Source organism: Streptomyces sp. NPDC053427, assembly GCF_044544985.1.
GTDB lineage: Bacteria > Actinomycetota > Actinomycetes > Streptomycetales > Streptomycetaceae > Streptomyces.
The window spans coordinates 129,538-154,612 of sequence record NZ_JBITYA010000009.1; the positions used below are offsets into that span (position 1 = coordinate 129,538).

A 25,075-nucleotide genomic window follows, 5' to 3' on the forward strand; every position below is an offset into this window, starting at 1 on the left:
TCACACGCTCTGCTGTTATTGACCCATCGCTTCAGCGGACTCGATTCAGCGCCCGGAAGGGGCCACTCCCGCATGTCTCAGCAGATGCAGTACCAGCCAGCACCCGCCCCACACGGCGCACCGGCCCCGCAGGCGGCCCGTAACGGCCTCGGCGTCGCCGCTCTGGTCCTCGGCATCATCGGTGCGCTCAGCGGCATCCCGATGTTCTTGTTCTGGATAGCCGGGCCGCTCGGCGTCCTGTCCCTGATCTTCGGCATCGTGGGCATGGGCCGGGTCAAGAAGGGTCAGGCCACCAACAAGGGTGTGGCGGTGACGGGCACGATCCTGGGCGCCCTCGCGATCATCCTGGCGATCGTCGGCGTCATCGTCTCCATGCTGGTGGTCAAGGGGGCGGTCGACGAGGCCACAAAGGAGATCGAGAAGCAGACGGGCAGCAGCAGCGCCACCAAGGACCTCGGCGTGGGCTCCGCGGCGAAGTACAACAACGGCCTCAAGGTCACCGTCTCGAAGCCGGCCGCGTACACCGTCGACCCGAACACCGTCGTCAGCGGCCACACCGACGGCAACAAGGCCTACAAGGTCACCATCTCGGTCAAGAACGACGGCGACAAGGCGTACTCGGACCCCCTCATGCTGACCAAGGCGGAGGCCGACGGGAAGAACGCCGAGGAGGTCGACGACAACACGCACGGCATCCTCCACCACAAGTGGGAGAAGCAGCTCGACCCCGGTGAGACCTCGAGCGTGGAGATGGTCTTCGACGCGCCGCCGTCCACCAAGGAGCTCACGATCAAGGTCACGCCGGACATCGGGCTCACCGACGCGACGTGGAAGCTGAAGCTCTGAGCCTCGGACTCCCTCTGCACAACAGCGCGTCGGGGGGGGGCCCCCCCCCCCCCGGGGGGGGGGGCCCCCCCCGGGGGGGGGGGGGGCCCCCCCCCCCCCGTTTCCACAGCTTCCGGGGAGCGCCGGCACCGGGCCGGCGCTTCCGGTCAGTCCTCGATGGTCACATGCATACCGGGGACGTGGAGATTTCCGCCGAACTGGCCCGCCTGGTCGAGCTTCACCTTGGTGAAGTAGGCGAACGAGACATTGATCGGCGGCGGGTGCTCCGGGTCGAAGACGATCGGGATCAGACCGAAGAGATTGCCCTGCAGCCGCTCGGTGTACAGCGTCACCTTGCCGCCGCGGATCGTGGACGTCGACCCCGGTGTCGACCGGACGTGGTACTTCTTGCCGGACGCCGGGTCGTCGACGATCTGGTGCAGATCGCCGATGTCGATGCTGTCGGCGGTGAACTTCAGAGCCTGCTTGGTGTGGCCGCTCTGCGTGGTGACGTTGACGACGCCCGCGTAGTCCAGACCGCGCAGGGTGAGCCCGCTGGACTCCAGGTGCCAGGGGGCGTCGGGCAGGGTGGCGGGCGTCTGCTCGTCCTTGCCCTTCTGCGTGTTCTTGACGACGCAGGGGAACGCCTGCTTGCCGCTGGCGTCCTTGCCGTCGAGTCCGCCGCCGGGCAGGGCGTTGTCCACCGTGCCGACGGCACCGTGGACGGTGTCGTTGGCCGCCCGGGCCGGATCCTTGACGGCCCTGGTGGCGCCGTCCTTGAGGCCGTTGACCGTGTCCGTGACCTTGTCGGTCCCGGAACCCGCCGCGGGGGACTCGGTGGCGGAATCCTTTGCCGCGGAGTCCTTCGCCTCGGTGTCCGTGGACGCGGACGGCGAGGGGCTCGGCTCGGTGGATTCCTTGTCGTCCGGGGTGAAGAAGTCCTTGATCTTCTCACCCAGACCCAGGCCCAGCAGGCCCCCGTCGTCCTTCTCCTCGGAGGCCGACGGCGACGGGGTCGCGGAGCTTGTGGGCTCGTCGGTCTTCGCGGAGCCGGACGGCGTGGGCTCGGGCGTCCTGCCCGCGTCCGCGGAGGGCGAGGCGGAGGGCTTGGCGGACGGCTTGGCGGCGTCCTGCCCGGCCTTCGCGTCCTCCTTGGCCTTCGCGTCGTCCTTCGCCTTGGCGTCCTGCTTGGCCTTGGTGTCCTTGCCCTCCACCTTGTCCGGGGCAGTGACGCAGGGGCCGTCCTTGAAGGGGCTCTTGGGCGCCGGCTTGGCGATCGCCATCTGGGGCGTGAGCCCCATACCCATGAGCACGGCGGACGGCATCGCGGCGATGGCTATCGCCTTGCCCGCGGGCACGTGGAGCCGAGTCAGCAGCGGCTTCCTCGGCGCCGCGTGGCGCGGTCCGGTTCTCGGCCCGGCGGCTGCGTTCTCGTGCAGCTCGTCACCCGGCACGGTGCCTCCCGTTCGATCCGTTGGTCGGGCTCGTTCCTGACAGGTCGTCCAGTCCGAAGCCCAACCCGGAACCGCCACCGGTGGCCGGTGCGGGGTTGGTGGCGACCACCGGTCCGGCGACCACGTCGCGGGCCGGTTCACCGGCGTCGTTCTTGCTCTCCGGCTTACCCGGCGCCCAGGCGACCGCCAGCGCACCGCCGATCAGCCCCAACAGGTAGCCGACCAGGAAGCCGCCGAAGTTCGAGACGACCAGGGAGACCAGGGAGAGCAGAATCGCCGCCACACCCGCGAACACCCGCGAGACGGGCTGGAACCACATGGTGAGACCGAGCACGACCAGCAGTACGCCGATGATCAGCGAGCCGGCGCCGGCGGTGGTCGCCATGCTGAGGGTCATACCGCCGAGCGAGAGATGCGCGTAGGGGAAGTACATGATCGGGACGCCGCCGAGCAGAGCCAGCATGCCGCCCCAGAACGGGCGGCGGCCGCGCCACTCCCGGAACGAAAGGCGCTTCTGGCCGATGGTCTCGATCAGCCGTGGTCGCGTGTCGGCGCTCATGTTGTACAGCTCCTCGGGACTGGCAAATCGGTGGTACTGAACTGGAGTGCCTATGTGGCGCAACCGGCGTACGGGCACGGGGCACGGCTCGAGTCGCCGTACAGCTCACCCCGCGCCCGCACGCTCAGTGCGTCAGTAGCACTCGTTCTTGCCCTTGGCGACGCTCATCTTCAGGCCGCTGAGCTTGAACGTGCCGGCCGTGGTGGCCCAGGCGCGCTGCTTGACGTTGGTGAGCGTGGCCGATTCGGCCTGCTGGGCGAACGAGCCCGGGTCGGCCTTGTCGCCCTTGTGCATGCCCGGACCCTTGGTCGTCGAGCCTGCAGCAACACCGATGTCGATGTTGTTGAAGGTCGCGTCCGCGTCCAGCTGGTCCAGGTCGATGTAGAGGTTCTTGGCCTCGACCGGCGTGGTGCCGCCGGCCTGCAGCTTCATCGACACATCGCCGAACACCGGGACCGGCACGACGACGGACTGGCACAGGTTCTTGATCTTGGCGCTCGAGAATCCCGAGACCGCCACCGGAACCTGCTTGCCGCCCTTCTGGGCGTCAATGGCTCCGTACTGAACAAATCCGGTGCCGTCCAGGCGCTCGGTAGCGACCTTGAACTGCTGACCGGAAACGCTGAACGACGCCGCGAGCGCACCCTGCGAGAGGGCTACACCGATCGCGGCCGTCGCGGCAACGCTCGGCACCATGACGACGGCGAACCGCTTCCATCTGGTCCCGCCACGAGCCAGGGACTCCATGACATTCCTCCTTCTCGGACGTACATCTCCGGTACCCGCCCTCGAAGTTGAGAGCAGCCGCACCTGGGATGGGAGAAGTGCTACGTCCTCGGGAAGGAGAGCGCCCGTCCTCGGAGGCCATGTGCGTTCCGATTACCGGCGATCACCCCCGAGCGACAACCACTGGCCACGCTCTCGCGCAACCGCACTGGACAGGCCCTGCCGGATGGGGCAGAGACCCCCCTGTCCAAGGCCGGCGCTCACTGCCGCCGGCCACTCGGTGGGGACCCAAGTACCCCGCTGCGCCGACCGGATGCCGGGCTGCGGGAAGGGACCGAGCGTGGCCGATCGTCGTGCATTCGGAGCCGCCGCACAAGGGGCTCGTTACTTGCGGGTAACGGACCGATAACCGAGTCGCGACCCACTGATACCGAACGGGCACACACCGTCGCGCTGATCGCAACGGGACATCGGTCAATTGCGGGCACAACACCGCAAGATTGGCGGCTTGGCTTACTCCAAGTAACAGCGCCTACGATTACCAAGATTTGGTAAAACGTAGGCGCCATTCCGTTTGGCGAGACACCCCGGGAGAGGTGTGGAGGTCAGGCGGTGTCGGCCGCCGTGACACGAGGGGCTGTCAGAACAGCACGCGCGCCAGGGCCGTGCGCCCGGCGGTCACCCGCGGGTCGTCCGAGCCGATCACCTCGAACAGCTCCAGCAGCCGCACCCGCGCGGCCTCCCGGTCGTCACCGGAGGTCCGCTTCACCGCGTCGACCAGCCGCCCGAAGGCGTCCTCGACATGCCCGCCGACCAGGTCGAGGTCCGCGGCGCGGATCTGCGCCTCGACGTTCGCCGGGTTCTCCGCGGCCTCCTTGCGCACCGCCTGCGGGTCCAGGTCCTGCACCCGGCGCAGCAGCTCCGTCTGCGCCAGACCCAGCTTGGCCTCCGGGTTGCCCGGGTCGTCGGCGAGGACGTTCTTGTACGCCTGGACGGCACCGCCCAGATCGCCGGAGTCCAGCGCCTGGCTCGCCGCCTCCAGCAGCGCGTCGTAGGGGCCGACGGGCACGGGCTGCTCGGCCGCCTGCGGTTCGTCCGCGGCCTGGGCGTCGACCGGCGCGCCCACGATGCCGAACTGCTGCTCGGCGGCCTGCACCAACTGGTCCAGCACCTGCCGGATCTGCGCCTCGGGGGCCGCGCCCTGGAACAGCGGGACGGGCTGACCGGCGATCACCGCGAAGACGGCCGGGATGCCCTGCACCCCGAACTGCTGGAAGAGCATCTGGTTGGCGTCGACATCGATCTTGGCGAGGACGAACTTGCCGGCGTACTCGGTCGCGAGGCGCTCCAGCAGCGGACCCAGCTGCTTGCACGGCTCGCACCACTCGGCCCAGAAGTCGATGACGACCGGGACCTCGGTGGAGCGCTGCAGGACGTCCTGCTGGAAACCCGCCTCGTCGACGTCGAACACCAGGCGGGCACCGCCCGCGGGTGCCTGCCCCGTACGGGCCGCCTCGGCGCGCGCCTGTTCGGCCTTCTGCTTCGCTTCCCCGGCCGCCTTCACCGCTGCGAGGTCGACGACTCCACTCATGGACATGTTGCGTGGCTGCATGAGTCCATCCTCCCCCCTGGGCGCCTTGTTCCGAAAAGCGATCCGAAAAAGCGGTGCGGAAAGTGCGGCGGGATGGCACGGTCACAGCTGCCGCCCGAACCGCCGTCGCCCTGCCGCCGGGCACCGTCCCTCGCGTACGCCCCGCCGGAATGCCGGCGTACGTCCGGGAAGGTGCCCGCGCCGGTCCGAGGAGGACCGGCCGTGGTCCCGAGGAGGACCGTTTCGTCCGGCCGTGGGTCCCCACCCACGGCCTGTGGTTGTCGCCGCGCGAGCCCGTACGCTGCGAGCTCTTACGCTACGACCCGTAGCGTAACTGCCCGCGACCCCCGCTCGGCACCCCGCCTGGGCCCACCGCGACGTGATCTGCCTCACGAGCCTCGCCGCCGGGGTGCCTACCGGCCGGTATGGTCGCCCGCATGCACGACTCCACCAGCCCCCGGAAAGGCCGCATCGGCCGACCGCGCAGCGTCGAGGCCGACCGCGCGATCCTCGACGCGACCCGTGCCGCACTCGTCGACCTGGGCTGGGGAAAACTCACCATGGGCGATGTCGCGGCGCGGGCCGGCGTCGCCAAGACCACGCTCTACCGCCGCTGGGCCAACAAGAACGAGCTCGTCGTGGACGCCGTGGCGGTCCTCTTCGACGAGCTCGAACTCCCCGACCGGGGCTGCCTGAAGGACGACATCGAGGGCGTGGTGCTCCAGTTCGGGGCGCTGCTCGCCCGGCCCGAGACCAAGACGGCCCTGATGGCCGTGGTCGCCGAGTCCACCACCGACTGCGCGCTGCGCGAGCGGATCCGCTCGGCGATCGTCGACCGCCAGAAGCGGCTGGTCGTCCTCGGCCGCGAACGCGCCCAGAAACGCGGCGAACTACCGCCCGACAGCCCCGGCCCCGAGGGCTCGCAGGCCGCCGCGGAGGCCATCGGCCTGATCTTCGACGTCATCGCCGGCGCGATCCTCCACCGCACCCTGGTCAGCTCCGAGCCGGTGGACCCCGCCTGGGCCCACCGGTTCTCGACGATGCTGCTGACCGGGCTGGTCGGCCTGGGCTGACGGGGTCCGGGCCGCGGCTCAGACCTGGTAGCGGTCGGCCGCGAACAGGTGCAGGTTCCCGGCCACCCACTGCGACGTCCGCGCCAGCCCCTCCTCCAGCGACACCTCCGGCCGCCACGAGGCCCACTCCCGCGCCCGGGAGTTGTCCGACAGCAGCCGCTCGACCTCACTGCCGGAGGGCCGCAGCCGCGCCGGGTCCACCACCACCTCCGCCTCCCGTCCCGAGGCCGCGATCAGCGCCTCGGCGAGCGCCCCGATCGCGATCTCCCGTCCGGTGCCGAGATTGACGACCTGGCCGAGCGCCCGGTCGCAGTCCGCCATCGCCAGGAAGCCCGCCGCCGTGTCCGTCACATAGGTGAAGTCCCGGGTCGGGGTGAGCGAGCCGAGCTTGATCTGCCGGGCGCCGGAGTGCAGTTGGGCCAGGATCGTGGGGATCACGGCGCGCGCGGACTGCCGGGGGCCGTAGGTGTTGAAGGGCCGTACGACCGTCACCGGCAGCTCGAACGCGTGCCAGTGCGACAGCGCCATCATGTCGGCGCCGATCTTCGAGGCGGAGTAGGGCGACTGGGGCTGGAGCGGGTGCTCCTCGCTGATCGGGGCGGTCAGCGCCGTCCCGTACACCTCGCTGGTGGAGGTGTGGACGAGGCGCCGGACGGCATGCCGGCGGCAGGCCTCCGCGATGTTCTCCGTCCCCACGACGTTCGTCTGGACATAGGCGCCCGGCGCGTCGTAGCTGTACGGGATCCCGATCAGCGCGGCGAGATGGAAGACGGTGTCGCACCCGGCGACGGCGTCGCTCACCCGGCCCGCGTCCCGGACGTCTCCCGCGACCATCTCGACCGGGCTCCCGGGCCGCTCCAGGTAGCGCGCCAGATTGCCCTTCTCCGCGTACGGCTTGTAGTGCACGAAGGCGCGCACCTCGGCGCCGGCCTCGACCAGCATGTCGACCAGGGTGGCGCCGATGAAGCCCTCGGCCCCGGTGACCAGGACCTTGCGGCCCGACCACCGCGCCGACGTACCGCCGTCGCCCAGAGGGCTGTTCATGCTGTTGCCCGTGCTGTTGGTCATGCTGACTCCTTGATCGTCATGGGGTGGGGGTGGCCCGCCAGCTCCAGGGCCTTGGCGGCCAGCAGGTCGGCGGCGCGGGCGTGGGTGCCCGGGTCGGCCGCCGCGCCCATCGCGGCGAGCCGGGCCGGGTCGGCGAGCAGCGCGGTGACCAGCGCGTCCAGCCGTTCCGCCGAGGTCTCCGCGTCCGGCAGCAGCAGCGCCGCCCCGGCATCGGAGAGCACCCGCGCGTTGTGCGTCTGGTGGTCGCCGGGCGCATGCGGATACGGGACGAGGACGGCGGGCATCCCGATGGTGGCCAGCTCCGCGACGGTCGCCGAACCGGCCCGGCACACCACCAGATCGGCGGCGGCGTAGGCCAGATCCATCCGGTCCAGATACGGCACCGCCTCGGCGACCGCCGCCCCGCCGTTCGCCGCCAGCAGCGCCCGGGTCTCCTCCAGGGCGGCCGGCCCGGTCTTGATCAGCAGCCGCAGATCGGAACGGGACCGATGGCGGCCCGCGAGCCCCACCGCGGCCTCGGTGAGCCGGGCCGCGCCCAGGCTCCCGCCGTTGACCAGCAGCAGCCGGGCCCCGTCCGGGACACCCAGCTCCCGCCGCGCGGCGCCCCGCAGCGCCGCCCGGTCCAGCCCGGCCAGCGGGCCGACCAGCGGCATCCCCACCGTCTCGGCGCGCTCGCCGCCCACCAGATGCGCCCGGCTGCGATCGAAGGCGAGCGCGAGATGCGGGGTGAGCCGGGCCGCGAACTTGTTGGCCCGGCCGGGCACCGCATTGGACTCGTGCACCAGGCTCGGCAGCCCGGCCAGCCGCGCCCCGACGATGACCGGCGCGCTCGGGTAGCCGCCCATGCCGACGGCCACCTGGGCGCGCTGCGCCTTGAGGATGGCCCGGCACTGGGCGCCCGATCTGAGCAGCGCGGCCGGCAGCAGATAGCGCCGGGCGCCGAGGGACGGGTCGAAGGGGATCATGTCGACGGTGTGCAGCCGGTAACCGGCCTGCGGTATGAGCCGGGTCTCCAGCCCCCGCTCGGTCCCGACGAACGAGATCACCGCGTCCGGCACCGCGCGGCGAAGCGCGTCGGCGAGGGCGAGTCCCGGATAGATGTGGCCGCCGGTGCCGCCCGCACCGATCACGACAGAGAGTGGTGTGCGCATGGCCGCCACGCTCGCCAAGTGCCCTAAGAAGCTTCTAAGAGCGGTGTTTGGGAGCCTATGGGCATGCCGCACCAGTCACCGAAGCCGCCCGCCGCCCCCAAGATCCTCGTCGTCGACGACGAACCGGAGGTGCGCGCCGCCGTCGAGGACGGACTCGCCGTCGAGGGCTATGCGGTGCGCGGCGCCGCCGACGGCCTGGCCGCGCTCTCCGAGGTCGCCGCCTGGCAGCCGGACGCCCTCGTCCTGGACGTGATGATGCCGGTCCTGGACGGGCTGGCCGTCTGCCGCCGGCTGCGCGCGCTGGACGACCGCACCCCCATCCTCGTCCTGACCGCGCTGGACTCGGTCAGCGAACGCGTCGACGGCCTCGACGCCGGGGCCGACGACTACCTGGTCAAGCCCTTCGCCCTGGACGAACTCCTGGCCCGCCTGCGCGCCCTGCTCCGCCGGGCCGCCGCCCCCGCCGCCGACGACGACACCCTGGCCTTCGGCGACCTGGTGGCCGACCCGCGCACCCGCAGCGGCCACCGGGCCGGCCGCCCCCTGGAGTTCAGCCGCACCGAATGGGCGCTGCTGGAGCTGCTCCTGCTGCACCCGGGGCAGGTGATACCGCGCGAAGTGATCCTGGAGCGGGTCTGGGGCCGCGACTTCGGCCCGGACTCCAACTCCCTCGCCGTCTACGTGGGATATCTGCGCCGCAAGCTGGAGGCGGGCGGCGAACCGCGCATCGTGCACACCGTGCACGGCGTCGGCTACCGCCTGGGCGCGCCGGAGGAGGCATGACCGGCCGGCGCGGGCTGGGCGGGCGCTGGGTGCGCCGCCGCCCGCTGCGTACCCGGCTGGCGTGGGCCGCCTCGGCGGCGGTGGCGCTGGTGGCCGTCGGCGTCTGCGCGGCCGCGTTCGTCATCATCCGCATCCAGATGACCCGTCAGCTCGACCTCAACCTGGCCCAGACGGCCACCCAGCTCACCCAGCAGACCCGGGGCTGGGGCCCGACCGCGGGCGACGCCTCCTGCCGGTACCAGGCCGTGCCCTGCGTCCAGATCGTGCCGTCAGACCCGGCCAAGGACCCGCACGAGCGCTACGCGCTCCCGCTCGGGACCGCCGCCCGCCAGGTCGCCGCCGGGCACCATCCCGCGTACTACACCAACCTGACGGTCGCCGGGCACCCGGTCCGGATGTTCACCACGCACCTCGCGCACCGGGACCAGGCGCTCCAGGTGGCGCTGCGCTCCGACAGCGTCGAGCGGGGCGTACGGCACGCCGCCTGGGCGCTGTCCGCGGTCGGCGGCGCGGGGGTGCTGCTGGCCGCCGCGCTCGGCTACTGGGTCTCGCGTACGGGCCTGGCCCCGGTCGCCCGGCTCACCGCCACCGCCGAACGCATCGCCGCCACCCGCGACGCCCGCCACCGCATCGAGCTGCCGTCCGGCCCGACCGCCCGCGAGGACGAGGTCACCCGCCTCGCCACCAGCTTCAACATCATGCTCGGCGAACTCGAACAGTCCGTCACCTCCCAGCGCCGCCTGGTCGCCGACGCCTCCCACGAGCTGCGGACCCCGCTGACGGCGCTCCGTACGAACGCCGAACTCCTCGCCCGGGCCGACCGCCTGACCGACGCCCAGCGCGACCGCGCCGCCGCCGCCCTCGGCCGTCAGCTGCGCGAGGTCACCACCCTGGTCAACGACCTGATCGAGCTGGCCCGCGACGAGGAGCCGCAGCCCCTGGTGGAACAGGTGCGCCCGGCCGCCCTCCTGGAGCATGCGGTCGGCGCGGCCCGCGGACACTGGCCGGAGATCGCCTTCACCGCCCGCATCGAGCAGGCCGCGGCCGCCGTCACCGTCCCCGGCGTACCGGCCCGCCTGACCCGGCTGCTGTCCAACCTCCTCGACAACGCCGCCAAGTTCTCCCCGCCGGGCGGCCCCGTCGACACCGAACTCGCCCTTGTCTCGGGGCAGTTGGAGCTGACCGTACGCGACCACGGGCCCGGCATCGCCGCCGCCGACCTCCCCCATGTCTTCGACCGCTTCTACCGCGCCCAGGCGGCCCGCGCCCTGCCCGGCTCCGGCCTCGGCCTGGCCATGGCCCGCCAGATCGCCCGCGCCCATGGCGCCGAACTCACGGCGGAGCGGGCACCGGGCGGCGGCGCGCTGTTCCGACTGCGGGTACCGGCCGGGACCGCCTGACGGGGACGGTGCGGCGCCGTTACGCCTCGCGGGGCCGGTAGGTGGCGCCGACGCCCTCGGCCTCCGCCTGCTCGGCCTTCTCCTCGATGTCCGCCCGCAGCGCCTGCCGGTCCTGCGGCGACATGGAGCGCCAGCTGTCCCGCATCCCGGAGATGCCGTCGGTCAGCGCCCGGTAGCCGGACGGGTCGTCCAGCACGTCCTTCAGCTCGACCCGGCCGCCGAGCATCTTGCGGGCGATGTCCTGGAGTTCGGAGGGCGCGTCGGGGTTGTTGCGCACGGCACGCAGAGCGGAGGTGAGGTGCTCGTTCTGCTCCTCGGCGAGGTCCCTCTCCTCGATGGGGTATTCGCGGTCGCCGGGGCTGGTGAAGCCGTTGTTGCTGCTGGCCATGGTGGTGGGCTCCTGTCGGGCGGTACGGGTCTGCGTCAGCCGAAGGCGTTGCGGACGCGTGCGGCCTCGTCCTGGCCGCCGTCGTTGTCGGTGTTGGTGTTGCTCTCGGCGCGGGACCTGGCCGCTCCGCCCGCGGAGGCGGTGGACGACGCGTTCGAGCCGTCGGAGCCGCCGCCGGAGGACGACGAGCTGCCGGAGCCACCCTCGGACGAGCCGCCGTCGGAGCCGCTGCCGGAGGACGACGAGCCGCCGGACCCGCCTTCGGACGAGGACGAGGAAGAGGACGACGAGGAGCCGGATCCGCCCTCGGACGAGCCGCCGTCGCCGCCTTCCGACGACGTGCCGGAACCCGAGGTGCCCGGCTCAGGGTCCTTGTAGGCGGCGCCGTAAGCGGTCTTGGCGACCTTGGCGACCTTCTGCTCCCCCTCATAGGCCTGCTTGGCGCCCTCGGCGAAGTCGCCCTGCGCCATCTTTCCAAGCCCCTGGCCCACCTCGCCGACACCCTTGACGCCGTCGACGACCTCCTTGCCCTTGTCGACAAAGGGCTTGGCCGCGGCGTCGAACGCATCCCCGGCCTTGAAGCCCTTCTGCGCCCCGAAGTGGCTCTTGATCCCCTGCGTGGCGAGGTTCCCGGCGAGCTTCTTGCCGGCGTCGATGCCGAGCTCCTTGGCCAGATCGATCACGATCTCCCTGCCCGACCGCTTCACCTTCTTGGCGATGGCGTCCTTGATGGCCTGGATGATCTGGTCCTTCGCCTTGCTGATGATCTGGCGGACCATGACCCGGGTCGTCGCCGTGGCGGCGGCCGCCCCGGCCTCGGAGGCGCCCAGCGTGACCGGCGCGGCGGCCTGGGCCGCGGCGAACTCGATGGCCAGCGCGATGAGTTGGGCAATCACCGCGATCTTCATCACCATGATGATCGCGGCCACAATTTGGAGCACCACGGCGAGCGCCTCGGCGGCCTCGGCGGACTCATCGAGAAATCCGTCCCCGGAGAACTTCTTCCATTTGTTCTCGAATGCCTCGATCGCGTCCCCGGAGTTGGCGCCGCGCACCGCTTGGGTGGCGCTCTCTCCCTGCTGCTGGGCCTCGCGCACGGAGGCGGCGAAGCTGCTCCAGGCCTCGGCCGCGTCGCGCATCTTGTCCTCGTCGATATTGGGCCACTGGAAGCCCAGTAGATCGAGAACCCAGTCGACCTCGGTCGGAAGCATGATGGCCACTATGAGTCACTCCCCCGGGAAGCGTATTTTCGTCGGCGTATGGGGTGTATGCGGGGGCGTCCCGAGCTGAATCGACGTCAATTCGCGAATTTGGGGCGGCTCGCCGCGTACTTGGCGAGGTGATCGTGCTGATCCTGCTCGGTGGTGGCGTAATGCTCGCCCGTCGCCTCGAGCTTTTCCCCGATCGTGGAGATACCTTCACCGAGAGTGGGCATCGACTCCACAAGACCTGCACTCAGCGGAGCGTAGACGTCCATGAAGTATTTGATGAAATCGTCGTCGCCCCAGTCCTCGGCCTCTTTGAGCGTGGCCGCCAACTTCTTGGCCGCACTGCCGAAATCGGAGCCGATGCCCTTGAAGACACCGCCCTGCGCCTTGAGGACGGCCGGATCCACATCGTAGCCGGAGCCCGCCACGGGTCCCCCTTGATCTGCGTTCACGCGAGTTGACAGGAATGCGTACGGATCTCGCAAGGATTGCATAAAACCTATGGCGTACGGTATCCGATGGCCGCGACCGCCGGGCGGGAGGGCCGTGAAGATCACCTCCACATACGGCGCATCACCCATTACGCGACAGAACCCCCGACAGCGATTTCCTCTACCCCCGAATCGAAAAGAAAAGGAAATATCCACCATGTCCCAGTCTGAACGCGTAGCCGAAGTGAAGAGACTGTGGGGCCGGTTCCTCCATTTGCTCTCCATCGTGATGCTGGTGGCGGCGAGTTGCGTTTCCTTCTGGTTGGGGCTGAACCAGGCAGGCGTGGTGGGCACGCACGGAACGTTCACGGTCAGGGAGTGCCATCTCGTCACCCATCACACCACCTCCGGCAAGCATGGCGGTTCCACCTCGCACAGCTACACCTGCAGCGGGACATTCCGCCCGACCGACAACAAGATCGCGATCGACGACAATTCCTCTATGAGTGATTTCGAGAAGGCGTACCCCAAGGGGCATCAATTCTCGACCCAGCGGACCGGCGCTTCCGTCATGCTGAACAGCCCCCGCGAGGCCATGACGAAGTTCCTCATCGGCTTCGCGTGCCTGCTCGCCGACGCCTTTGTGCTCTTCTGGTTCATCACACGCTTGGACAAGAACGGCAAGACCCTTAAGGAGACCTGGCGTTCGACCAAGGGCACGGCGACCCGCCCCACCGTCATCACCATCGCGGCGGTGGCCCTCGTCGGCATGGCCTTGAGTCCCGTGCTTGCCTTCACCCTGTCCGGCTGACCCCCAGGCACAACTCCCCACCGTCGCCCGGCCATCCGCCGTCCACCACTTCGCGTCCTCGTACGGCGGCGTTCCCGGCGCTGCCCGCGGCCAGGCCCGGCCCTCGGCTCCGCCCTCACCACCGGCAGCTGAGACACGGAAAGGGCGGGGCCGTCAGCACGACGGTCCCGCCCTCCATGAGCATGAGCAGCGTCAGAACCCTGCCGGCTCCGTGTAGACCCCCCACTCGTCCCGCAGCACCCCGCAGATCTCGCCGAGCGTCGCCTCGGCCCGTACGGCCTCCAGCATCGGCTCGATCATGTTGCCGCCGTTGCGGGCGGCGGCGAGCATGGCGTCCAGCGACGCCTTCACCCGGGCGTCGTCGCGGGCCGCCTTGCGGTCCGCCAGGACGCGTACCTGCTCGCGCTCGACCTCGTGGCTGACGCGCAGGATCTCCAGATCACCGGTGACCGAGCCGTGGTGGCAGTTGACGCCGACGACCCGCTTGTCGCCCTTCTCCAGGGACTGCTGGTATTGGAAGGCGGACTCGGCGATCTCGCCGGTGAACCAGCCGTCCTCGATGCCGCGCAGGATGCCGGAGGTGATCGGGCCGATCGGGTGTTGGCCGTTGGGGACCGCCCGCGCGCCGCGCTCCTTGATCTGGTCGAAGATCTTCTCGGCGTCCGCCTCGATCCGGTCGGTCAGCGACTCGATGAACCACGAACCGCCCAGCGGATCCGCCACATTGGCGACGCCGGTCTCCTCCATCAGCACCTGCTGGGTGCGCAGCGCGATCTCCGCGGCCTGCTCGCTGGGCAGCGCCAGGGTCTCGTCCAGGGCGTTGGTGTGCAGCGAGTTGGTGCCGCCGAGCACCGCCGCCAGCGCCTCCACCGCGGTCCGTACGACGTTGTTGTACGGCTGCTGGGCGGTCAGCGAGACGCCGGCGGTCTGGGTGTGGAACCGCAGCCACTGGGCCTTCTCGCTGGTCGCGCCGTAGACGTCGCGCATCCAGCGGGCCCAGATCCGGCGCGCCGCCCGGAACTTGGCGATCTCCTCGAAGAAGTCGACATGGGCGTCGAAGAAGAAGGACAGGCCCGGGGCGAAGGTGTTGACGTCCAGGCCGCGGCTCAGCCCCAGCTCCACATAGCCGAAGCCGTCGGCGAGGGTGTACGCCAGCTCCTGCGCGGCCGTCGCGCCCGCCTCGCGGATGTGGTACCCGGAGACCGAGAGCGGCTTGTACGCGGGGATGCCGCGGGCGCAGTGCTCCATCAGGTCGCCGATCAGGCGGAGATGCGGCTCGGGCTGGAAGAGCCACTCCTTCTGGGCGATGTACTCCTTGAAGATGTCGGTCTGGAGCGTGCCGTTGAGGACGGCGGGGTCGACGCCCTGCCGTTCCGCGGCGACCAGGTACATGCAGAAGACCGGGACGGCGGGCCCGGAGATCGTCATGGACGTCGTGACATCACCCAGCGGGATGTCCCTGAACAGGACCTCCATGTCGGCCGCGGAGTCGATGGCGACGCCGCAGTGGCCGACCTCGCCGAGCGAGCGGGGGTCGTCGGAGTCCCGTCCCATCAGCGTCGGCATGTCGAACGCGACCGAGAGGCCGCCGCCGCCCGCCTTGAGGATCATCTTGTAGCGCTCGTTGGTCTGCTCGGCGTTGCCGAAGCCCGCGAACTGGCGGATCGTCCACGTACGCCCGCGGTAGCCGGTCGGATACAGACCGCGGGTGAACGGGTACTCGCCCGGCCAGCCGATCCGCTCGAAGCCCTCGACGCTGTCGCCGGGCCGGGGACCGTACGCCGGCTCCACAGGGTCGCCGGAGAGCGTGGTGAAGTCCGCGTCCCGCTTCCGGGCGGAGTCGTACCGGGCCTGCCAGCGGCGGCGGCCCTCTTCGATCGCGTCAGCGTCCATACCTTCAAATTTACTAGGACGTCCTAGTAATTGTCGATGGGAAGCCGCCACCAAGTCGCGGACGCCGCGCCGTGGGCCCCTCGCGCACCATGGAACGGCAGAACGCGCCCGTCCGCCACAGGGGGGACAGGCGCGTCGGAGAGGACCGGACGATCCGAAGAGAGCCACCGGAGAGCCGTGGGGGAACGCGGAGAGCGGACGAGAGCCGCTGCCGGGCCCCATCGGCCTCGGAGGAGGAGCGGTAGCCGGTCCTCAGACCTTGACCGGCTGCGGCGCGGCCTCCGCGAGCTGCGGCTCGACCTCGCGGACGACCTTGCGCTCGACGAAGAAGGCGGCCGTCGGAATCGTCCCGGCGACCAGCACCCACAGCAGCTTCCCGAACGGCCACTTGGCCTTGGAGCCCAGGTCGAAGGCGAAGATCAGGTAGATGATGTAGAGCACGCCGTGGATCTGGGAGACGACGAGGGTGAGGTCCTTACCCATCTCGAAGCCGTACTTGAAGATCATGCAGGCGCAGAGCACGAGCAGCATCACGGCGGTGATGTAGGCCATCACCCGGTATCGGGTCAGGACGCTTCGCTTCATGCCCCTGAGCGTAACGGCCCGTTCCGGGGCGATCTTCGCCACCCCCCGCGCGCCGAAGGGCCGGCCACCCCTTGCGCGACGAGGCCCCGCGGCGGCTCGGCTACTCCTCCGCGAAATCCCCCGACGCCACGCGCAGCGGGCGCAGCATCGCGAAGATCTCGCCGCACTCCTCGGCGTCGTACGCACCGAGCCCGAAGTCCATCGCCATCAGGTCGCGGGTGGCCGCGTCACACACCTCGCGCCCCTTGTCGGTGATGGAGGCAAGGGTGCCGCGGCCGTCGTTCGGGTTCGGGCGCTTGGCCACCAGACCCGACTTCACCAGCCGGTCGACGGTGTTCGTCACCGAGGTCGGGTGCACCATCAGCCGCTCGCCGATCTTGGACATCGGCAGCTCGCCGGCCTTGGAGAAGGTCAGCAGCACCAGCGCCTCATAGCGCGCGAAGGTCAGCCCGTACGGCTTGACCACGGCATCCACCTCGGCCAGCAGGATCTGCTGGGCCCGCATGATCGACGTGATGGCGGCCATCGAGGGCACGGCGCCCCACCGCTGCTGCCACAACTCGTCGGCACGCGCGATGGGATCGAAAGCAAGGCTGAGCGGCTTCGGCACATCTCGACCCTACCCGCCGGTCATATCGTGGTCAGCCTTGTCTCAGCTTTCGGTCCCCGAGGCCCTTCGCCCTCCGAGGCCATGCCCGCGGCTTCCTCACCGCCCATGCGCTACCCACCGTAAAAATCTCCAGGGAACCAATCACTCTCCGTAATCGTTCCCGAAATAAGGAAGCCAGGAGGAGGGAGGGCGCGAGGGACGGGAGAGAGGACAGGAGAAGACGGGAGAGGACGGAAGGGGAAGGCCAGGCCGACGGCCGGACACCTGCGAGAAGGAAGGCCGGGTGGCGGACCGGAGGCGCGAGGCGGGCGACAGGAAGGCGGGGGCAGGCGAGCCGCGTCGCCCCTCCCCCCGAAGCCCTCACGTCGGCCCGGCCGCTCCCCCCGCCGCCGGGAGCCGGGTCCGTCGTGGGCCGTCCGCCGCCGTGCGCCGCACCTCGAAGATCACTGCGAGCACGCACGCCGAGCCGACCACGCCCGCCGCCGGCATCACCACCTGGAGCGGCGCGTATGCGGCGGCCACCCCGGCGAGGCTCATCCCCAGGCCCATGATCGTCATCCGGCCCGCCTGCATCACGGTCATCGCCTGGCCCAGCAGCTCGTCGGGGACCGAGGACACGAACCAGCGGTCGACACCGAAGTTGTACGAGATCCCGGTGCCGGTCAGGACGAGCAGGAGGACCGCCCCACCGAGGGAGGGGCGCAGCGCGAAGCCCAGGGAAGGGAGGACGGCGAAGAGGCCCATGGGGAAGGTGAGGCGGGTGCGGGCGCGCGGGCTGAGGAAGGTGCCGGCCAGGGTTTCGGCGGTGATCGCGCCGATGGGCATGGCGCACAGGAGGAGGCCGACGCCTGCCGGGCCGGTGCCCAGGAGGTCGCCGTAGGGGATCAGCAGCGCCTCGGGGACGACCACGAAGGTGGGCGGCAGCCAGGTGAGCAGGAGGAGGGCGCGGATCCGGCGGTCGGCCAGCAGGCGGCGGGTGCCGGCCAGGGAGGCGCCCAGGAGCGCGCCGTGGGCCGTGTCACGGGCGGGGCGGACGCGGGTGCCCAGGCGCAGCAGGACCGCCGAGCCGACGAAGGTGCAGGCGGTGATGGCGAGCACCGCCCTGGGCGGCACCACGGCCAGCAGCATGCCCCCGGCGGCGAAGCCGGCCAGCTGGGCGCCCTGGTTGACGATGCGGATGACGGAGCGGCCGAGCACGAACAGCTCGCCGTCGCCGAGGATGTCGCCGAGCGTGCCGGCGCGGGTGCCGGCGAAGACGGGGGCGATGGCGGCGGTCGCGCAGCGGAGGAACAGCAGCAGGGCGATCGGGGTGCCGGGGACGACCATTCCCGCCGCGGCGAGGGCGCACAGGACGTCGCAGACGACCAGGACGGTGCGGGCCGGGTAGCGGTCGGCGACGGCCGACAGCAGGGTGCCGCCGACGACGTACGGCAGCAGGCCGAGAGCGAAGGTCAGCGCGCTGAGCAGGGGCGAGTCGGTGAGGTCGAAGACCAGGAGGGTGAGGGCGAGCTCGCAGACGACGACGCCGAGGGAGGAGAGGAGGTGGGCGGCGAAGACCCAGCGGAATTCGGGGACGGCGAAGACGGCGCGGTAGCCGGCCGGGACGGTTCGCTCGGCCGCGTCGGCGCATGCGGGGGCGCGGCCCGGCTGTGCGGGCCCGGTGGTGGAGGGCATGGCGGCAGCGTGCCGGGGGCGGGCGCCGGACCGTAGTGTTTCGGCTGGAGCCGAATCCTGGGGAGGGGAGGCGCCGGCGGTGCCGCTGGATCTGCATTTCGGGGCGGACGACTTCCTGCGTGTCCGGTTCGCGATCTCGCCGCTGTGCGAGACGCATGAGGCGGTACGGATGCTGCGCCGCGCGGACCGGCACGGCTATCACCTGCCGTGGCTGCGGCGGATGCGCGAGACGGTGGCGGGGCTGGACCTGTCGCCGCTGTGGCTGTTCATGCCGTCGCCCGGGTACACCCCGGATTTCCTGGGGCGGCCGCCGGCCGTACCGCTGGCCGGGTTCGAGGAGCAGCTGGCGCTGCTGCGGGCCACCGATCCGGCGCTGGCGCGCGCCGAGATGGCCAGGTCGTTGGCGTGTGTGCCGGGGGCGGCCGAGTCGGCACGCGGGCGGGCGGCGCTGGCGGACCCGGCGCGGGCGATCCGGGAGCTGGCGGATGTCACCGAGCGGGCCTGGCATGCGCTGCTGGCCCCGGACTGGCCGCGGCTGCGCGCCCTGCTGGAGGCGGAGATCGCCTACCGGTCACGGCAGTTGGCGGGCGGCGGGCTGCGGCGGCTGTTCGCCGATCTTCATCCGCGGCTGTCGTGGTCGGGGGACACGCTCACGGTCAGGACCAGCACCGACTTTCTGCAGATGCAGGATCTGGACGGGCGCGGGGTGCTGCTGCTGCCGAGCGTGTTCGTCTGGCCGGACGTGGTGAGCGGCTTCAATCCGCCGTGGCAGCCCACCGTGATCTACCCGGCGCGCGGGATCGGCGGCCTGTGGAGCGAGCCGGAGACCGGCCCGGCGCTCGTACGGCTGCTGGGCGCGAACCGGGCCGCCGTGCTCGCCGCCCTCGACGCCCCGTCGACCACGTCGGCGCTGGCCCACCGCCTGGGCCTGGCGCCCTCGTCCGTTTCGGCGCATCTGTCCGTGCTGCGCGACGCCGGTCTGCTGGCCTCGCGCCGGCACGGACATCAGGTGCTGTACGAGCGGACGCCGCTGGGCATGGCCCTGGCGGCGGGCGGCTGACGCTCTTCCGCGTCACGTCCGCCGAGGCGTCGACGGTCGGTGAGACCTCGCTACGCGCCGCCGAGAAGCTACGCGCCGCCGGCGAGATGCCGTTCCACGGTCTCGACCTTGGAGGTCAGGCCGTCCGTGACGCCGGGCCGGATGTCGGCCTTCAGCACCAGCGAGACCCGTCCGCAGCGCGCCTCGACTGCCGCGACGGCGCGCTTGACGACGTCCATCACCTCGTCCCACTCGCCCTCGACGGAGGTGAACATGGCGTCCGTGCGGTTGGGCAGCCCGGACTCGCGGACGACCCGGACCGCGTCGGCGACGTAGGCGCCGACGTCTTCGCCGACACCCAGCGGGCTGACGGAAAAGGCGACGATCATGCGTTGAGGACCCCTTCCTTGCGGGCGCGGGCGGCGATCACGCCGGCTTCCTCCTCGCGCTTGAGGACCCGGTCCCCGTAGAGCCCGCCGAAGGGCAGGATCGCGAGGACGAAGAAGAAGGCGACGCGCTTGAAGGGCCACTTGGTGCGGTTCCACACGTCCAGCAGCAGCACCACGTACGTGATGAACAGCACGCCGTGGATCATGCCGAGCGGCATCACCAGGGAGTCGTATTCGAAGGCCAGCCGGAAGCCGGTGCCGAAGATCAGCAGCGCCGGGAAGGAGATCGCCTCGGGAATGGAGGCCAGGCGCAGTCGGTGCAGGGCGGCGGCGGTCTTGATGTCCACGGGAACCTCGTCAGTACGGCGGAGGGAGCCAGCAATGCGCTTGTGCAAGAGTTCACAAGCCGTGGCCCATTGTGACAGCCGTCCGAATGATCACCGCGCGGGGGGCGGCGAAGCCCGGATACGGACCAGTGCGGGGCAGACGTGACCAAAAGGGCCTGCCCCGGACGGTCCCGGCCGACTACGGTCGGATCCGTGGCTCAGTTTCGGCTCCAGGGGAGCAAGGTGCTCGCCGTCGATATGACGGGCGATGCCGTCAAGGCGAAAAACGGTGCGATGGTCGCGTACGACGGCCAGATGTCGTTCAAGAAGATGACCGGGGGCGGCGAGGGTCTGCGCGGCATGGTCACCCGGCGGCTGACCGGCGAGCAGATGGCCGTGATGGAGGTGAAGGGCCACGGCACGTGTTTCTTCGCCGACCGCGCCAGCGAGATCAATCTGGTGCAGCTGCAGGGCGAGAAGCTCTATGTCGAGGCGAGCAATCTGCTCTGTACGGATGCGGCGCTGCGTACCGGCACGACCTTCACCGGGCTGCGCGGCGCCTCGCAGGGCAACGGCCTGTTCACCACCACCGTCGAGGGCAACGGCCAGGCGGCGATCACCTCGGACGGGCCGGCGGTGGTGCTGCGGGTCACCAAGCAGTATCCGCTCCATGTGGACCCGGGGGCGTACATCGCGCACACCGGGGGTCTCAAGCAGCACTTCCAGTCCGGGGTGAATTTCCGGACGTTCATAGGGGAGGGCTCCGGCGAGGCGTTCCAGATCCGGTTCGAGGGCGAGGGCCTGGTGTACGTACAGCCCAGCGAGCGCAACACCGTGGGCGGTGAGATCTGATGCCGTTCACGGCGCTCAATTCCCGGATGGTCGAGGCCCGCATCACGCCGGGCCAGCGGATGTTCAGCCAGCGCGGCGCGATGCTCGCCTACCGCGGCGAGGTCTCCTTCACCCCGAACATCCAGGGCGGGCAGGGCGGTATCGGCTCGATGATCGGGCGGCGGATCGCGGGTGAGGCGACGCCGCTGATGACCGTGGAGGGCAGCGGCACGGTGATGTTCGGCCACGGCGGCCATCACGTCCATGTCGTCGATCTGACGGGCGAGACGCTGTACGTCGAGGCCGACCGGCTGCTGGCCTTCGACGGCTCGCTGGACCAGGGCACGATGTTCATGGGCTCGCAGGGCGGGGTGATGGGCATGGTGCGCGGCCAGGTCACCGGGCAGGGCCTGTTCACCACGACCCTCAAGGGCCACGGCTCGGCCGCGGTGATGGCGCACGGCGGGGTCATCGAGCTGCCGATCACGCACCAGCGCCCGGTCCATGTCGACCCGCAGGCCTATGTCGCGCACCGTGGCGACGTCCGCAACAAACTGTCCACGGCGCTGGGCTGGCGCGACATGGTCGGCCGCGGCTCGGGTGAGGCCTTCCAGCTGGAGCTGTCGGGCCAGGGCACCGTCTACGTACAGGCGTCGGAGGAGAAGCTGTGACCGGTCCCGTCGTCCACGATGTCGGCACCCTGCCGACCGACGACAACGTCAATCCCTATGCCTTCAGCGTGGATCTGAACGGCCAGTGGTTCCTGCAGAAGGGGAAGATGATCGCCTATTACGGGCGGATCGACTTCCACGGGATCGGGCACGGCGGCCTCGACCGGCTGATCGCCGGGAGTTTCCACTCCCCGCTGCACGCCGCCGACTGGGTGGTCGCCGAGGGGCAGGGCAAGATGGTCCTCGCCGACCGCGCCTTCGATGTGAATTCCTTCGACCTCGATGAGGGCAACCTCACCATTCGCTCCGGTAACTTGCTCGCCTTTCAGCCATCTCTGTCGCTGAAGCAGTCGATCATTCCGGGGTTTCTCACGCTGATCGGTACGGGCAAGTTCGTGGCCGCCTCCAACGGGCCGGTGGTCTTCATGGAGCCGCCGATCCGGGTGGATCCGCAGGCGCTGGTCGGCTGGGCGGACTGCCCCTCGCCGTGCCACCACTACGACCACCAGTACCTGCGGGGATTCCTCGGCGGGCTGCGGGCGCACACCGGGATCGGCGGGGCCTCCGGCGAGGAGCACCAGTTCGAGTTCGTGGGTGCCGGGACGGTCCTGCTCCAGTCGACGGAGGTGCTGATGCCGGAGCTGGCGACGGGCGCGGTGCCGGACGAGGCGGGCGTTCCGGGTGGTGGCGGGCACGCGTCGCAAAGTGGCTCACAACTGCCCCAGTTGCCGGGCGGCCTCGGGGGGCTCCAGCGTCGCTTCGGGCTGTGAGCGGTAGTCTGCGGACGGTGATCTCGAACATCTGACCAACCGCGCGGACCCCCTCGGCGTCTCACCCATCGGGACGGATGCCGGCGGGTGCCGCCGCGGCCACCGCCCGGCGCGACCCCGGCGTCACCGCTATCGTCGCGACCACCCTCACTCGAAGCTCGCGCGAACCAACTTAATTAACTATTCAACATTTACGGGTAGAATTCCTCCATGACGACCGACAGTGACACCCCCTGGCTGACCGACCAGGAGCAGCGTGCCTGGCGCACCCATCTGGACGTCAGCAGGCTGCTGATGCACCAACTGGAGCGCGATCTGCAGCCGTTCGGCCTGACGAACAACGACTACGAGATCCTGGTCAACCTCTCCGAGGCCGAGGACCACCGGCTGCGGATGAGCGACCTGGCGACCGGCACCCTGCAGTCCAAGAGCCGCCTCTCCCACCAGATCACCCGGATGGAGAACGCCGGCCTGGTGCGCCGCGAGAGCTGCGAGTCGGACCGCCGCGGCCTCTACGCGGTGCTGACGGACGAGGGCTGGGACACCATGCGCCGGGTCGCCCCGCACCACGTCGCCTCGGTGCGCAAGCACTTCATCGACCTGTTCACCACCGGGGACCTCGAGGCGCTGCGTGCCTCGCTCACGCCGGTGGCCCAGCACCTCCGGGAGCAGCGCGGGGGCCTCTGAGACACCGTCCCGGAGGGCGGGCCGGGGCCGGGAGCTTCAGGAGGCCACCGGCAACTGCAGCTCGAACACCGAGCCCTCCCGTACGGCCAGCGAGCCGCCGTGCCGCACCGCGACGTCCCGCGCGATGGCCAGCCCCAGCCCGGCTCCGCCGTCGTCCCGGGCCCGCGCGTCATCGAGCCGTACGAACCGCTCGAAGATCCGCTCCCGCTCCCCCTCGGGCACCCCGGGCCCGTCGTCGTCGACGCGCAGCACCGCCCACTCCCCCTCGCGCGCCACGGCCACCCGCACACAGGCGGACGCGTGCCGCTGGGCGTTGTCCAGCAGATTGCCCAGCACCCGCCCCAGCTGGCCGCGGGACCCGGCCACTTCCACGCTTCCCAGGTCCCCCACCCGCACCGGAACCCGGTCCCCGGTCCGCTGCGAGCTCTCCTCCCGTACCAACGCGGCCAGGTCGACACGGGCCTGCGCGGGCCGCTCCCCCGCGTCCAGCCGCGCCAGCAGCAGCAGGTCCGCGGCCAGCCGCTGGAGCCGTACGGTGTCCTCCACCGCGCCCGGCACATCCAGCAGCTCCGGGTGTGCGACGCCCACTTCGAGCTGGGTGCGCAGCGACGCGATCGGGCTGCGCAGTTCGTGCGAGGCGTCCGCGACGAACCGCCGCTGACGCTCGACGGCCGTCTCCAGGGCCGCCAGCGTTTCGTTGGTCGTCCGGGCCAGCCGGCCGATCTCGTCCTGCGCCGCGGGCACCGGCACCCGTCGGCTCAGATCCGTGCTGGCGGTGATCGCGGCCATCTCGCCGCGGATCCCCTCCACGGGGCGCAGCGCCCGCCGGGTCACCAGCCAGGTCACCCCGGCCACCACCAGGAGCAGCAGCGGCAGCCCGATCAGCATCGCGGTGCGCACCGTGCCGACGGTGCTGCGCTCGGGGGCCAGCGGCGAACCGGCCCGCACCGTGGCCTTCGCCCCGCCGGTGTCCTTGACCTCGATCGACGCGAAGCGGTAGTCGGCCACCGTGCCGTCGACGTCCGCGGTGCCGTCCCGGTCGTGCGTGTCGTCGTCGACCTCGCCGGGCCGGGGCCCGCTCGTGTGGTCATCGTCGTCGCCGCCGTGGTCGTCGCCGTCGTCATCGGCCGGCGGCGGCGCGGTTTCGCTCGGGGACGGCCTGACGGTCCTGCCGTCCACCGCCCGCACCTCGTCGCCGGCCGCCAGCACCCGCCCGTCGTCGTCCAGGACCACGACGGGATGGTCGTCGCCGTCCGGCAGATCCAGCTTCCCGTATGCCGTGCCGGTCGCGATCTGCGCGGCGACCTCCCGCGCGGCGACCTCGGCCTGCAGTCCCGCCTGGTCCTGGAGGTTGCTCCGCAGCACCAGCAGCACCGCCGTGCCGGCCGCGATCAGTGCCACCGCCACCACGACCGTCGCACCGGCCGCCGCCCTGGCCCGTACCGAGCCCAGCAGCCTACGCACCGGGCACCAGCCGGTATCCGGCACCGCGCACCGTCACGATGCGCCCGGCGCCGAGCTTGCGGCGCAGCGCGCTCACATACACCTCGATGATGTTGACATCGCCCTCGTACGCGAAATCCCAGACGTGCTCGAGGATCTGCGCCTTGGACACCACATCGCCGGCCCGCAGCGCCAGCTGCTCCAGCACGGCGAACTCCTTGGCGGTCAGCGCGACCTCCGCGCCGTCCAGCGTGACCTCGCGGGCCCCCTGGTCGAGGGCCAGTTCTCCCACCCGCAGCACGGGCTGCGCGGTCCGGCCGCGGCGGCGCAGCAGCGCCTTGATGCGGGCGACCAGGACCACGTACGAGAACGGCTTGGTCAGATAGTCGTCGGCGCCGGTGTCCAGCCCCTCGGCCTCGTCGTACTCGCCGTCCTTGGCGGTCAGCATCAGGATCGGTACGTCGTTGCCGGCGGCCCGCAGCGCCCCGCACACGCGGTAGCCGTTCATGCCGGGCAGCATGATGTCCAGCACGATCAGGTCGTAGGCGCCCGCGCCCGCCTGGTGCAGCCCGTCCAGGCCGTCGTGCACCACGTCGACCGCGTACCCCTCGGCGCGCAGGCCCTTGGCCAGCGACAGGGCCAGGCGTTTCTCGTCCTCCACGATCAACAGGCGCATGCGGCCACTGTGG

At 70.8% G+C, this 25,075-nt stretch carries 27 protein-coding genes; 10 read left to right on the forward strand and 17 right to left on the reverse strand.

Annotated elements, in window-relative coordinates; all coding sequences use genetic code 11:
- The first annotated feature begins 72 nt into the window (after positions 1 to 72).
- Positions 73 to 846, forward strand: coding sequence for a DUF4190 domain-containing protein (locus ACIGWZ_RS25140; RefSeq protein WP_400068269.1), 774 nt, complete (start codon positions 73 to 75; stop codon positions 844 to 846).
- Positions 847 to 992: 146 nt separating this feature from the next.
- Here the strand turns inward: ACIGWZ_RS25140 and ACIGWZ_RS25145 are convergent, their stop codons facing one another.
- The 4 genes from ACIGWZ_RS25145 to ACIGWZ_RS25160 all read right to left on the reverse strand — a co-directional run bounded on the left by ACIGWZ_RS25145 (position 993) and on the right by ACIGWZ_RS25160 (position 5,176).
- Positions 993 to 2,279, reverse strand: a complete 1,287-nt coding sequence (locus ACIGWZ_RS25145; RefSeq protein ID WP_400068271.1) for a hypothetical protein — start codon at positions 2,277 to 2,279, stop codon at positions 993 to 995.
- Positions 2,269 to 2,838 (reverse strand): DUF6114 domain-containing protein, encoded by a 570-nt coding sequence (locus ACIGWZ_RS25150; RefSeq protein WP_400068273.1) that lies wholly within the window; start codon positions 2,836 to 2,838, stop codon positions 2,269 to 2,271. The genes ACIGWZ_RS25145 and ACIGWZ_RS25150 overlap by 11 nt, the downstream gene beginning before the upstream one ends.
- Before the next feature lie 132 nt (positions 2,839 to 2,970).
- Positions 2,971 to 3,585, reverse strand: a complete 615-nt coding sequence (locus ACIGWZ_RS25155) for a DUF6230 family protein (protein ID WP_400068275.1) — start codon at positions 3,583 to 3,585, stop codon at positions 2,971 to 2,973.
- 619 nt (positions 3,586 to 4,204) lie between these two features.
- Positions 4,205 to 5,176: a tetratricopeptide repeat protein gene (locus ACIGWZ_RS25160; protein WP_400068278.1), complete on the reverse strand. Its 972-nt coding sequence runs from the start codon at positions 5,174 to 5,176 to the stop codon at positions 4,205 to 4,207.
- Positions 5,177 to 5,580: 404 nt separating this feature from the next.
- On the opposite strand from ACIGWZ_RS25160, the gene ACIGWZ_RS25165 reads away from it, so the two are divergent.
- Positions 5,581 to 6,228, forward strand: coding sequence for a TetR/AcrR family transcriptional regulator (locus tag ACIGWZ_RS25165; RefSeq protein ID WP_400068280.1), 648 nt, complete (start codon positions 5,581 to 5,583; stop codon positions 6,226 to 6,228).
- 18 nt (positions 6,229 to 6,246) lie between these two features.
- Here ACIGWZ_RS25165 and ACIGWZ_RS25170 read toward each other — a convergent pair whose 3' ends face one another.
- Positions 6,247 to 7,296 carry an SDR family NAD(P)-dependent oxidoreductase gene (locus ACIGWZ_RS25170; RefSeq protein ID WP_400068282.1) on the reverse strand — a complete coding sequence of 350 codons (1,050 nt, stop codon included), beginning with the start codon at positions 7,294 to 7,296 and terminating at the stop codon, positions 6,247 to 6,249.
- Complete coding sequence (locus ACIGWZ_RS25175; protein ID WP_400068284.1) at positions 7,293 to 8,447, reverse strand: UDP-N-acetylglucosamine--N-acetylmuramyl-(pentapeptide) pyrophosphoryl-undecaprenol N-acetylglucosamine transferase; 1,155 nt, start codon at positions 8,445 to 8,447, stop codon at positions 7,293 to 7,295. Before ACIGWZ_RS25175 ends, ACIGWZ_RS25170 begins: the two co-directional genes overlap by 4 nt.
- A 63-nt stretch (positions 8,448 to 8,510) precedes the next feature.
- Here ACIGWZ_RS25175 and ACIGWZ_RS25180 point away from each other — a divergent pair, with 63 nt between their 5' ends.
- Entirely contained in the window at positions 8,511 to 9,230 is a 720-nt protein-coding gene (locus tag ACIGWZ_RS25180; RefSeq protein WP_400068286.1) for a response regulator transcription factor, read from the forward strand.
- Positions 9,227 to 10,630, forward strand: a complete 1,404-nt coding sequence (locus ACIGWZ_RS25185; RefSeq protein WP_400068288.1) for a sensor histidine kinase — start codon at positions 9,227 to 9,229, stop codon at positions 10,628 to 10,630. The genes ACIGWZ_RS25180 and ACIGWZ_RS25185 overlap by 4 nt, the downstream gene beginning before the upstream one ends.
- Before the next feature lie 19 nt (positions 10,631 to 10,649).
- Here the strand turns inward: ACIGWZ_RS25185 and ACIGWZ_RS25190 are convergent, their stop codons facing one another.
- From ACIGWZ_RS25190 to ACIGWZ_RS25200, 3 genes are all read right to left on the reverse strand, one after another.
- A complete protein-coding gene (locus ACIGWZ_RS25190) occupies positions 10,650 to 11,018 on the reverse strand; it encodes a hypothetical protein (RefSeq protein WP_400068290.1) in 369 nt (122 codons plus the stop codon).
- Between the two features lie 35 nt (positions 11,019 to 11,053).
- Entirely contained in the window at positions 11,054 to 12,229 is a 1,176-nt protein-coding gene (locus tag ACIGWZ_RS25195; protein ID WP_400068292.1) for a hypothetical protein, read from the reverse strand.
- An 86-nt stretch (positions 12,230 to 12,315) separates the two neighbouring features.
- Complete coding sequence (locus ACIGWZ_RS25200; protein WP_400068294.1) at positions 12,316 to 12,654, reverse strand: WXG100 family type VII secretion target; 339 nt, start codon at positions 12,652 to 12,654, stop codon at positions 12,316 to 12,318.
- 220 nt (positions 12,655 to 12,874) lie between these two features.
- Between ACIGWZ_RS25200 and ACIGWZ_RS25205 the strand changes: the two genes are divergently transcribed.
- Complete coding sequence (locus ACIGWZ_RS25205; RefSeq protein WP_400068296.1) at positions 12,875 to 13,468, forward strand: hypothetical protein; 594 nt, start codon at positions 12,875 to 12,877, stop codon at positions 13,466 to 13,468.
- 192 nt (positions 13,469 to 13,660) lie between these two features.
- Here the strand turns inward: ACIGWZ_RS25205 and ACIGWZ_RS25210 are convergent, their stop codons facing one another.
- The 4 genes from ACIGWZ_RS25210 to ACIGWZ_RS25225 form a co-directional block, all read right to left on the reverse strand.
- Positions 13,661 to 15,361, reverse strand: a complete 1,701-nt coding sequence (locus ACIGWZ_RS25210) for a methylmalonyl-CoA mutase (RefSeq protein ID WP_400068298.1) — start codon at positions 15,359 to 15,361, stop codon at positions 13,661 to 13,663.
- A 252-nt stretch (positions 15,362 to 15,613) separates the two neighbouring features.
- Positions 15,614 to 15,946 carry a DUF3817 domain-containing protein gene (locus ACIGWZ_RS25215; protein ID WP_400068300.1) on the reverse strand — a complete coding sequence of 111 codons (333 nt, stop codon included), beginning with the start codon at positions 15,944 to 15,946 and terminating at the stop codon, positions 15,614 to 15,616.
- 100 nt (positions 15,947 to 16,046) lie between these two features.
- Positions 16,047 to 16,556 carry a MarR family winged helix-turn-helix transcriptional regulator gene (locus ACIGWZ_RS25220; protein ID WP_400068302.1) on the reverse strand — a complete coding sequence of 170 codons (510 nt, stop codon included), beginning with the start codon at positions 16,554 to 16,556 and terminating at the stop codon, positions 16,047 to 16,049.
- Between the two features lie 360 nt (positions 16,557 to 16,916).
- Complete coding sequence (locus ACIGWZ_RS25225) at positions 16,917 to 18,230, reverse strand: MFS transporter (RefSeq protein ID WP_400068304.1); 1,314 nt, start codon at positions 18,228 to 18,230, stop codon at positions 16,917 to 16,919.
- A gap of 79 nt (positions 18,231 to 18,309) precedes the next feature.
- Between ACIGWZ_RS25225 and ACIGWZ_RS25230 the strand changes: the two genes are divergently transcribed.
- Complete coding sequence (locus ACIGWZ_RS25230; RefSeq protein WP_400068306.1) at positions 18,310 to 19,290, forward strand: DUF5937 family protein; 981 nt, start codon at positions 18,310 to 18,312, stop codon at positions 19,288 to 19,290.
- Between the two features lie 68 nt (positions 19,291 to 19,358).
- Here ACIGWZ_RS25230 and ACIGWZ_RS25235 read toward each other — a convergent pair whose 3' ends face one another.
- Together ACIGWZ_RS25235 and ACIGWZ_RS25240 are read right to left on the reverse strand one after the other, a co-directional pair.
- Positions 19,359 to 19,658, reverse strand: coding sequence for an MTH1187 family thiamine-binding protein (locus tag ACIGWZ_RS25235; protein WP_400068307.1), 300 nt, complete (start codon positions 19,656 to 19,658; stop codon positions 19,359 to 19,361).
- Positions 19,655 to 20,005, reverse strand: a complete 351-nt coding sequence (locus ACIGWZ_RS25240) for a DUF3817 domain-containing protein (RefSeq protein WP_400068309.1) — start codon at positions 20,003 to 20,005, stop codon at positions 19,655 to 19,657. Before ACIGWZ_RS25240 ends, ACIGWZ_RS25235 begins: the two co-directional genes overlap by 4 nt.
- 192 nt (positions 20,006 to 20,197) lie before the next feature.
- Here ACIGWZ_RS25240 and ACIGWZ_RS25245 point away from each other — a divergent pair, with 192 nt between their 5' ends.
- From ACIGWZ_RS25245 to ACIGWZ_RS25260, 4 genes are all read left to right on the forward strand, one after another.
- Positions 20,198 to 20,836 carry an AIM24 family protein gene (locus tag ACIGWZ_RS25245; RefSeq protein WP_400068310.1) on the forward strand — a complete coding sequence of 213 codons (639 nt, stop codon included), beginning with the start codon at positions 20,198 to 20,200 and terminating at the stop codon, positions 20,834 to 20,836.
- On the forward strand, positions 20,836 to 21,486 hold the full coding sequence (locus ACIGWZ_RS25250) for an AIM24 family protein (protein WP_400068312.1): 651 nt from the start codon (positions 20,836 to 20,838) through the stop codon (positions 21,484 to 21,486). Before ACIGWZ_RS25245 ends, ACIGWZ_RS25250 begins: the two co-directional genes overlap by 1 nt.
- Positions 21,483 to 22,256: an AIM24 family protein gene (locus tag ACIGWZ_RS25255; protein ID WP_400068314.1), complete on the forward strand. Its 774-nt coding sequence runs from the start codon at positions 21,483 to 21,485 to the stop codon at positions 22,254 to 22,256. The genes ACIGWZ_RS25250 and ACIGWZ_RS25255 overlap by 4 nt, the downstream gene beginning before the upstream one ends.
- 210 nt (positions 22,257 to 22,466) lie before the next feature.
- Entirely contained in the window at positions 22,467 to 22,943 is a 477-nt protein-coding gene (locus ACIGWZ_RS25260) for a MarR family winged helix-turn-helix transcriptional regulator (protein ID WP_400068315.1), read from the forward strand.
- Between the two features lie 36 nt (positions 22,944 to 22,979).
- On the opposite strand, the gene ACIGWZ_RS25265 is transcribed toward ACIGWZ_RS25260, so the two are convergent.
- Complete coding sequence (locus tag ACIGWZ_RS25265; RefSeq protein WP_400068317.1) at positions 22,980 to 24,407, reverse strand: ATP-binding protein; 1,428 nt, start codon at positions 24,405 to 24,407, stop codon at positions 22,980 to 22,982.
- On the reverse strand, positions 24,400 to 25,062 hold the full coding sequence (locus tag ACIGWZ_RS25270) for a response regulator transcription factor (protein WP_400068319.1): 663 nt from the start codon (positions 25,060 to 25,062) through the stop codon (positions 24,400 to 24,402). The genes ACIGWZ_RS25265 and ACIGWZ_RS25270 overlap by 8 nt, the downstream gene beginning before the upstream one ends.
- Between the last annotated feature and the right edge of the window lie 13 nt (positions 25,063 to 25,075).

Excerpts from the sequence above, each read along its gene's own strand:
- ACIGWZ_RS25140 (WP_400068269.1), top strand. The coding sequence starts at position 73 with ATGTCTCAGCAGATGCAGTACCAGCCAGCACCCGCCCCACACGGCGCA.
- ACIGWZ_RS25150 (WP_400068273.1), bottom strand. The coding sequence starts at position 2,838 with ATGAGCGCCGACACGCGACCACGGCTGATCGAGACCATCGGCCAGAAG.
- ACIGWZ_RS25155 (WP_400068275.1), bottom strand. The coding sequence starts at position 3,585 with ATGGAGTCCCTGGCTCGTGGCGGGACCAGATGGAAGCGGTTCGCCGTC.
- ACIGWZ_RS25160 (WP_400068278.1), bottom strand. The coding sequence starts at position 5,176 with ATGCAGCCACGCAACATGTCCATGAGTGGAGTCGTCGACCTCGCAGCG.
- ACIGWZ_RS25165 (WP_400068280.1), top strand. The coding sequence starts at position 5,581 with ATGGTCGCCCGCATGCACGACTCCACCAGCCCCCGGAAAGGCCGCATC.
- ACIGWZ_RS25170 (WP_400068282.1), bottom strand. The coding sequence starts at position 7,296 with ATGACCAACAGCACGGGCAACAGCATGAACAGCCCTCTGGGCGACGGC.
- ACIGWZ_RS25175 (WP_400068284.1), bottom strand. The coding sequence starts at position 8,447 with ATGCGCACACCACTCTCTGTCGTGATCGGTGCGGGCGGCACCGGCGGC.
- ACIGWZ_RS25180 (WP_400068286.1), top strand. The coding sequence starts at position 8,511 with ATGCCGCACCAGTCACCGAAGCCGCCCGCCGCCCCCAAGATCCTCGTC.
- ACIGWZ_RS25185 (WP_400068288.1), top strand. The coding sequence starts at position 9,227 with ATGACCGGCCGGCGCGGGCTGGGCGGGCGCTGGGTGCGCCGCCGCCCG.
- ACIGWZ_RS25190 (WP_400068290.1), bottom strand. The coding sequence starts at position 11,018 with ATGGCCAGCAGCAACAACGGCTTCACCAGCCCCGGCGACCGCGAATAC.
- ACIGWZ_RS25195 (WP_400068292.1), bottom strand. The coding sequence starts at position 12,229 with ATGCTTCCGACCGAGGTCGACTGGGTTCTCGATCTACTGGGCTTCCAG.
- ACIGWZ_RS25205 (WP_400068296.1), top strand. The coding sequence starts at position 12,875 with ATGTCCCAGTCTGAACGCGTAGCCGAAGTGAAGAGACTGTGGGGCCGG.
- ACIGWZ_RS25210 (WP_400068298.1), bottom strand. The coding sequence starts at position 15,361 with ATGGACGCTGACGCGATCGAAGAGGGCCGCCGCCGCTGGCAGGCCCGG.
- ACIGWZ_RS25215 (WP_400068300.1), bottom strand. The coding sequence starts at position 15,946 with ATGAAGCGAAGCGTCCTGACCCGATACCGGGTGATGGCCTACATCACC.
- ACIGWZ_RS25225 (WP_400068304.1), bottom strand. The coding sequence starts at position 18,230 with ATGCCCTCCACCACCGGGCCCGCACAGCCGGGCCGCGCCCCCGCATGC.
- ACIGWZ_RS25235 (WP_400068307.1), bottom strand. The coding sequence starts at position 19,658 with ATGATCGTCGCCTTTTCCGTCAGCCCGCTGGGTGTCGGCGAAGACGTC.
- ACIGWZ_RS25250 (WP_400068312.1), top strand. The coding sequence starts at position 20,836 with ATGCCGTTCACGGCGCTCAATTCCCGGATGGTCGAGGCCCGCATCACG.
- ACIGWZ_RS25260 (WP_400068315.1), top strand. The coding sequence starts at position 22,467 with ATGACGACCGACAGTGACACCCCCTGGCTGACCGACCAGGAGCAGCGT.
- ACIGWZ_RS25270 (WP_400068319.1), bottom strand. The coding sequence starts at position 25,062 with ATGCGCCTGTTGATCGTGGAGGACGAGAAACGCCTGGCCCTGTCGCTG.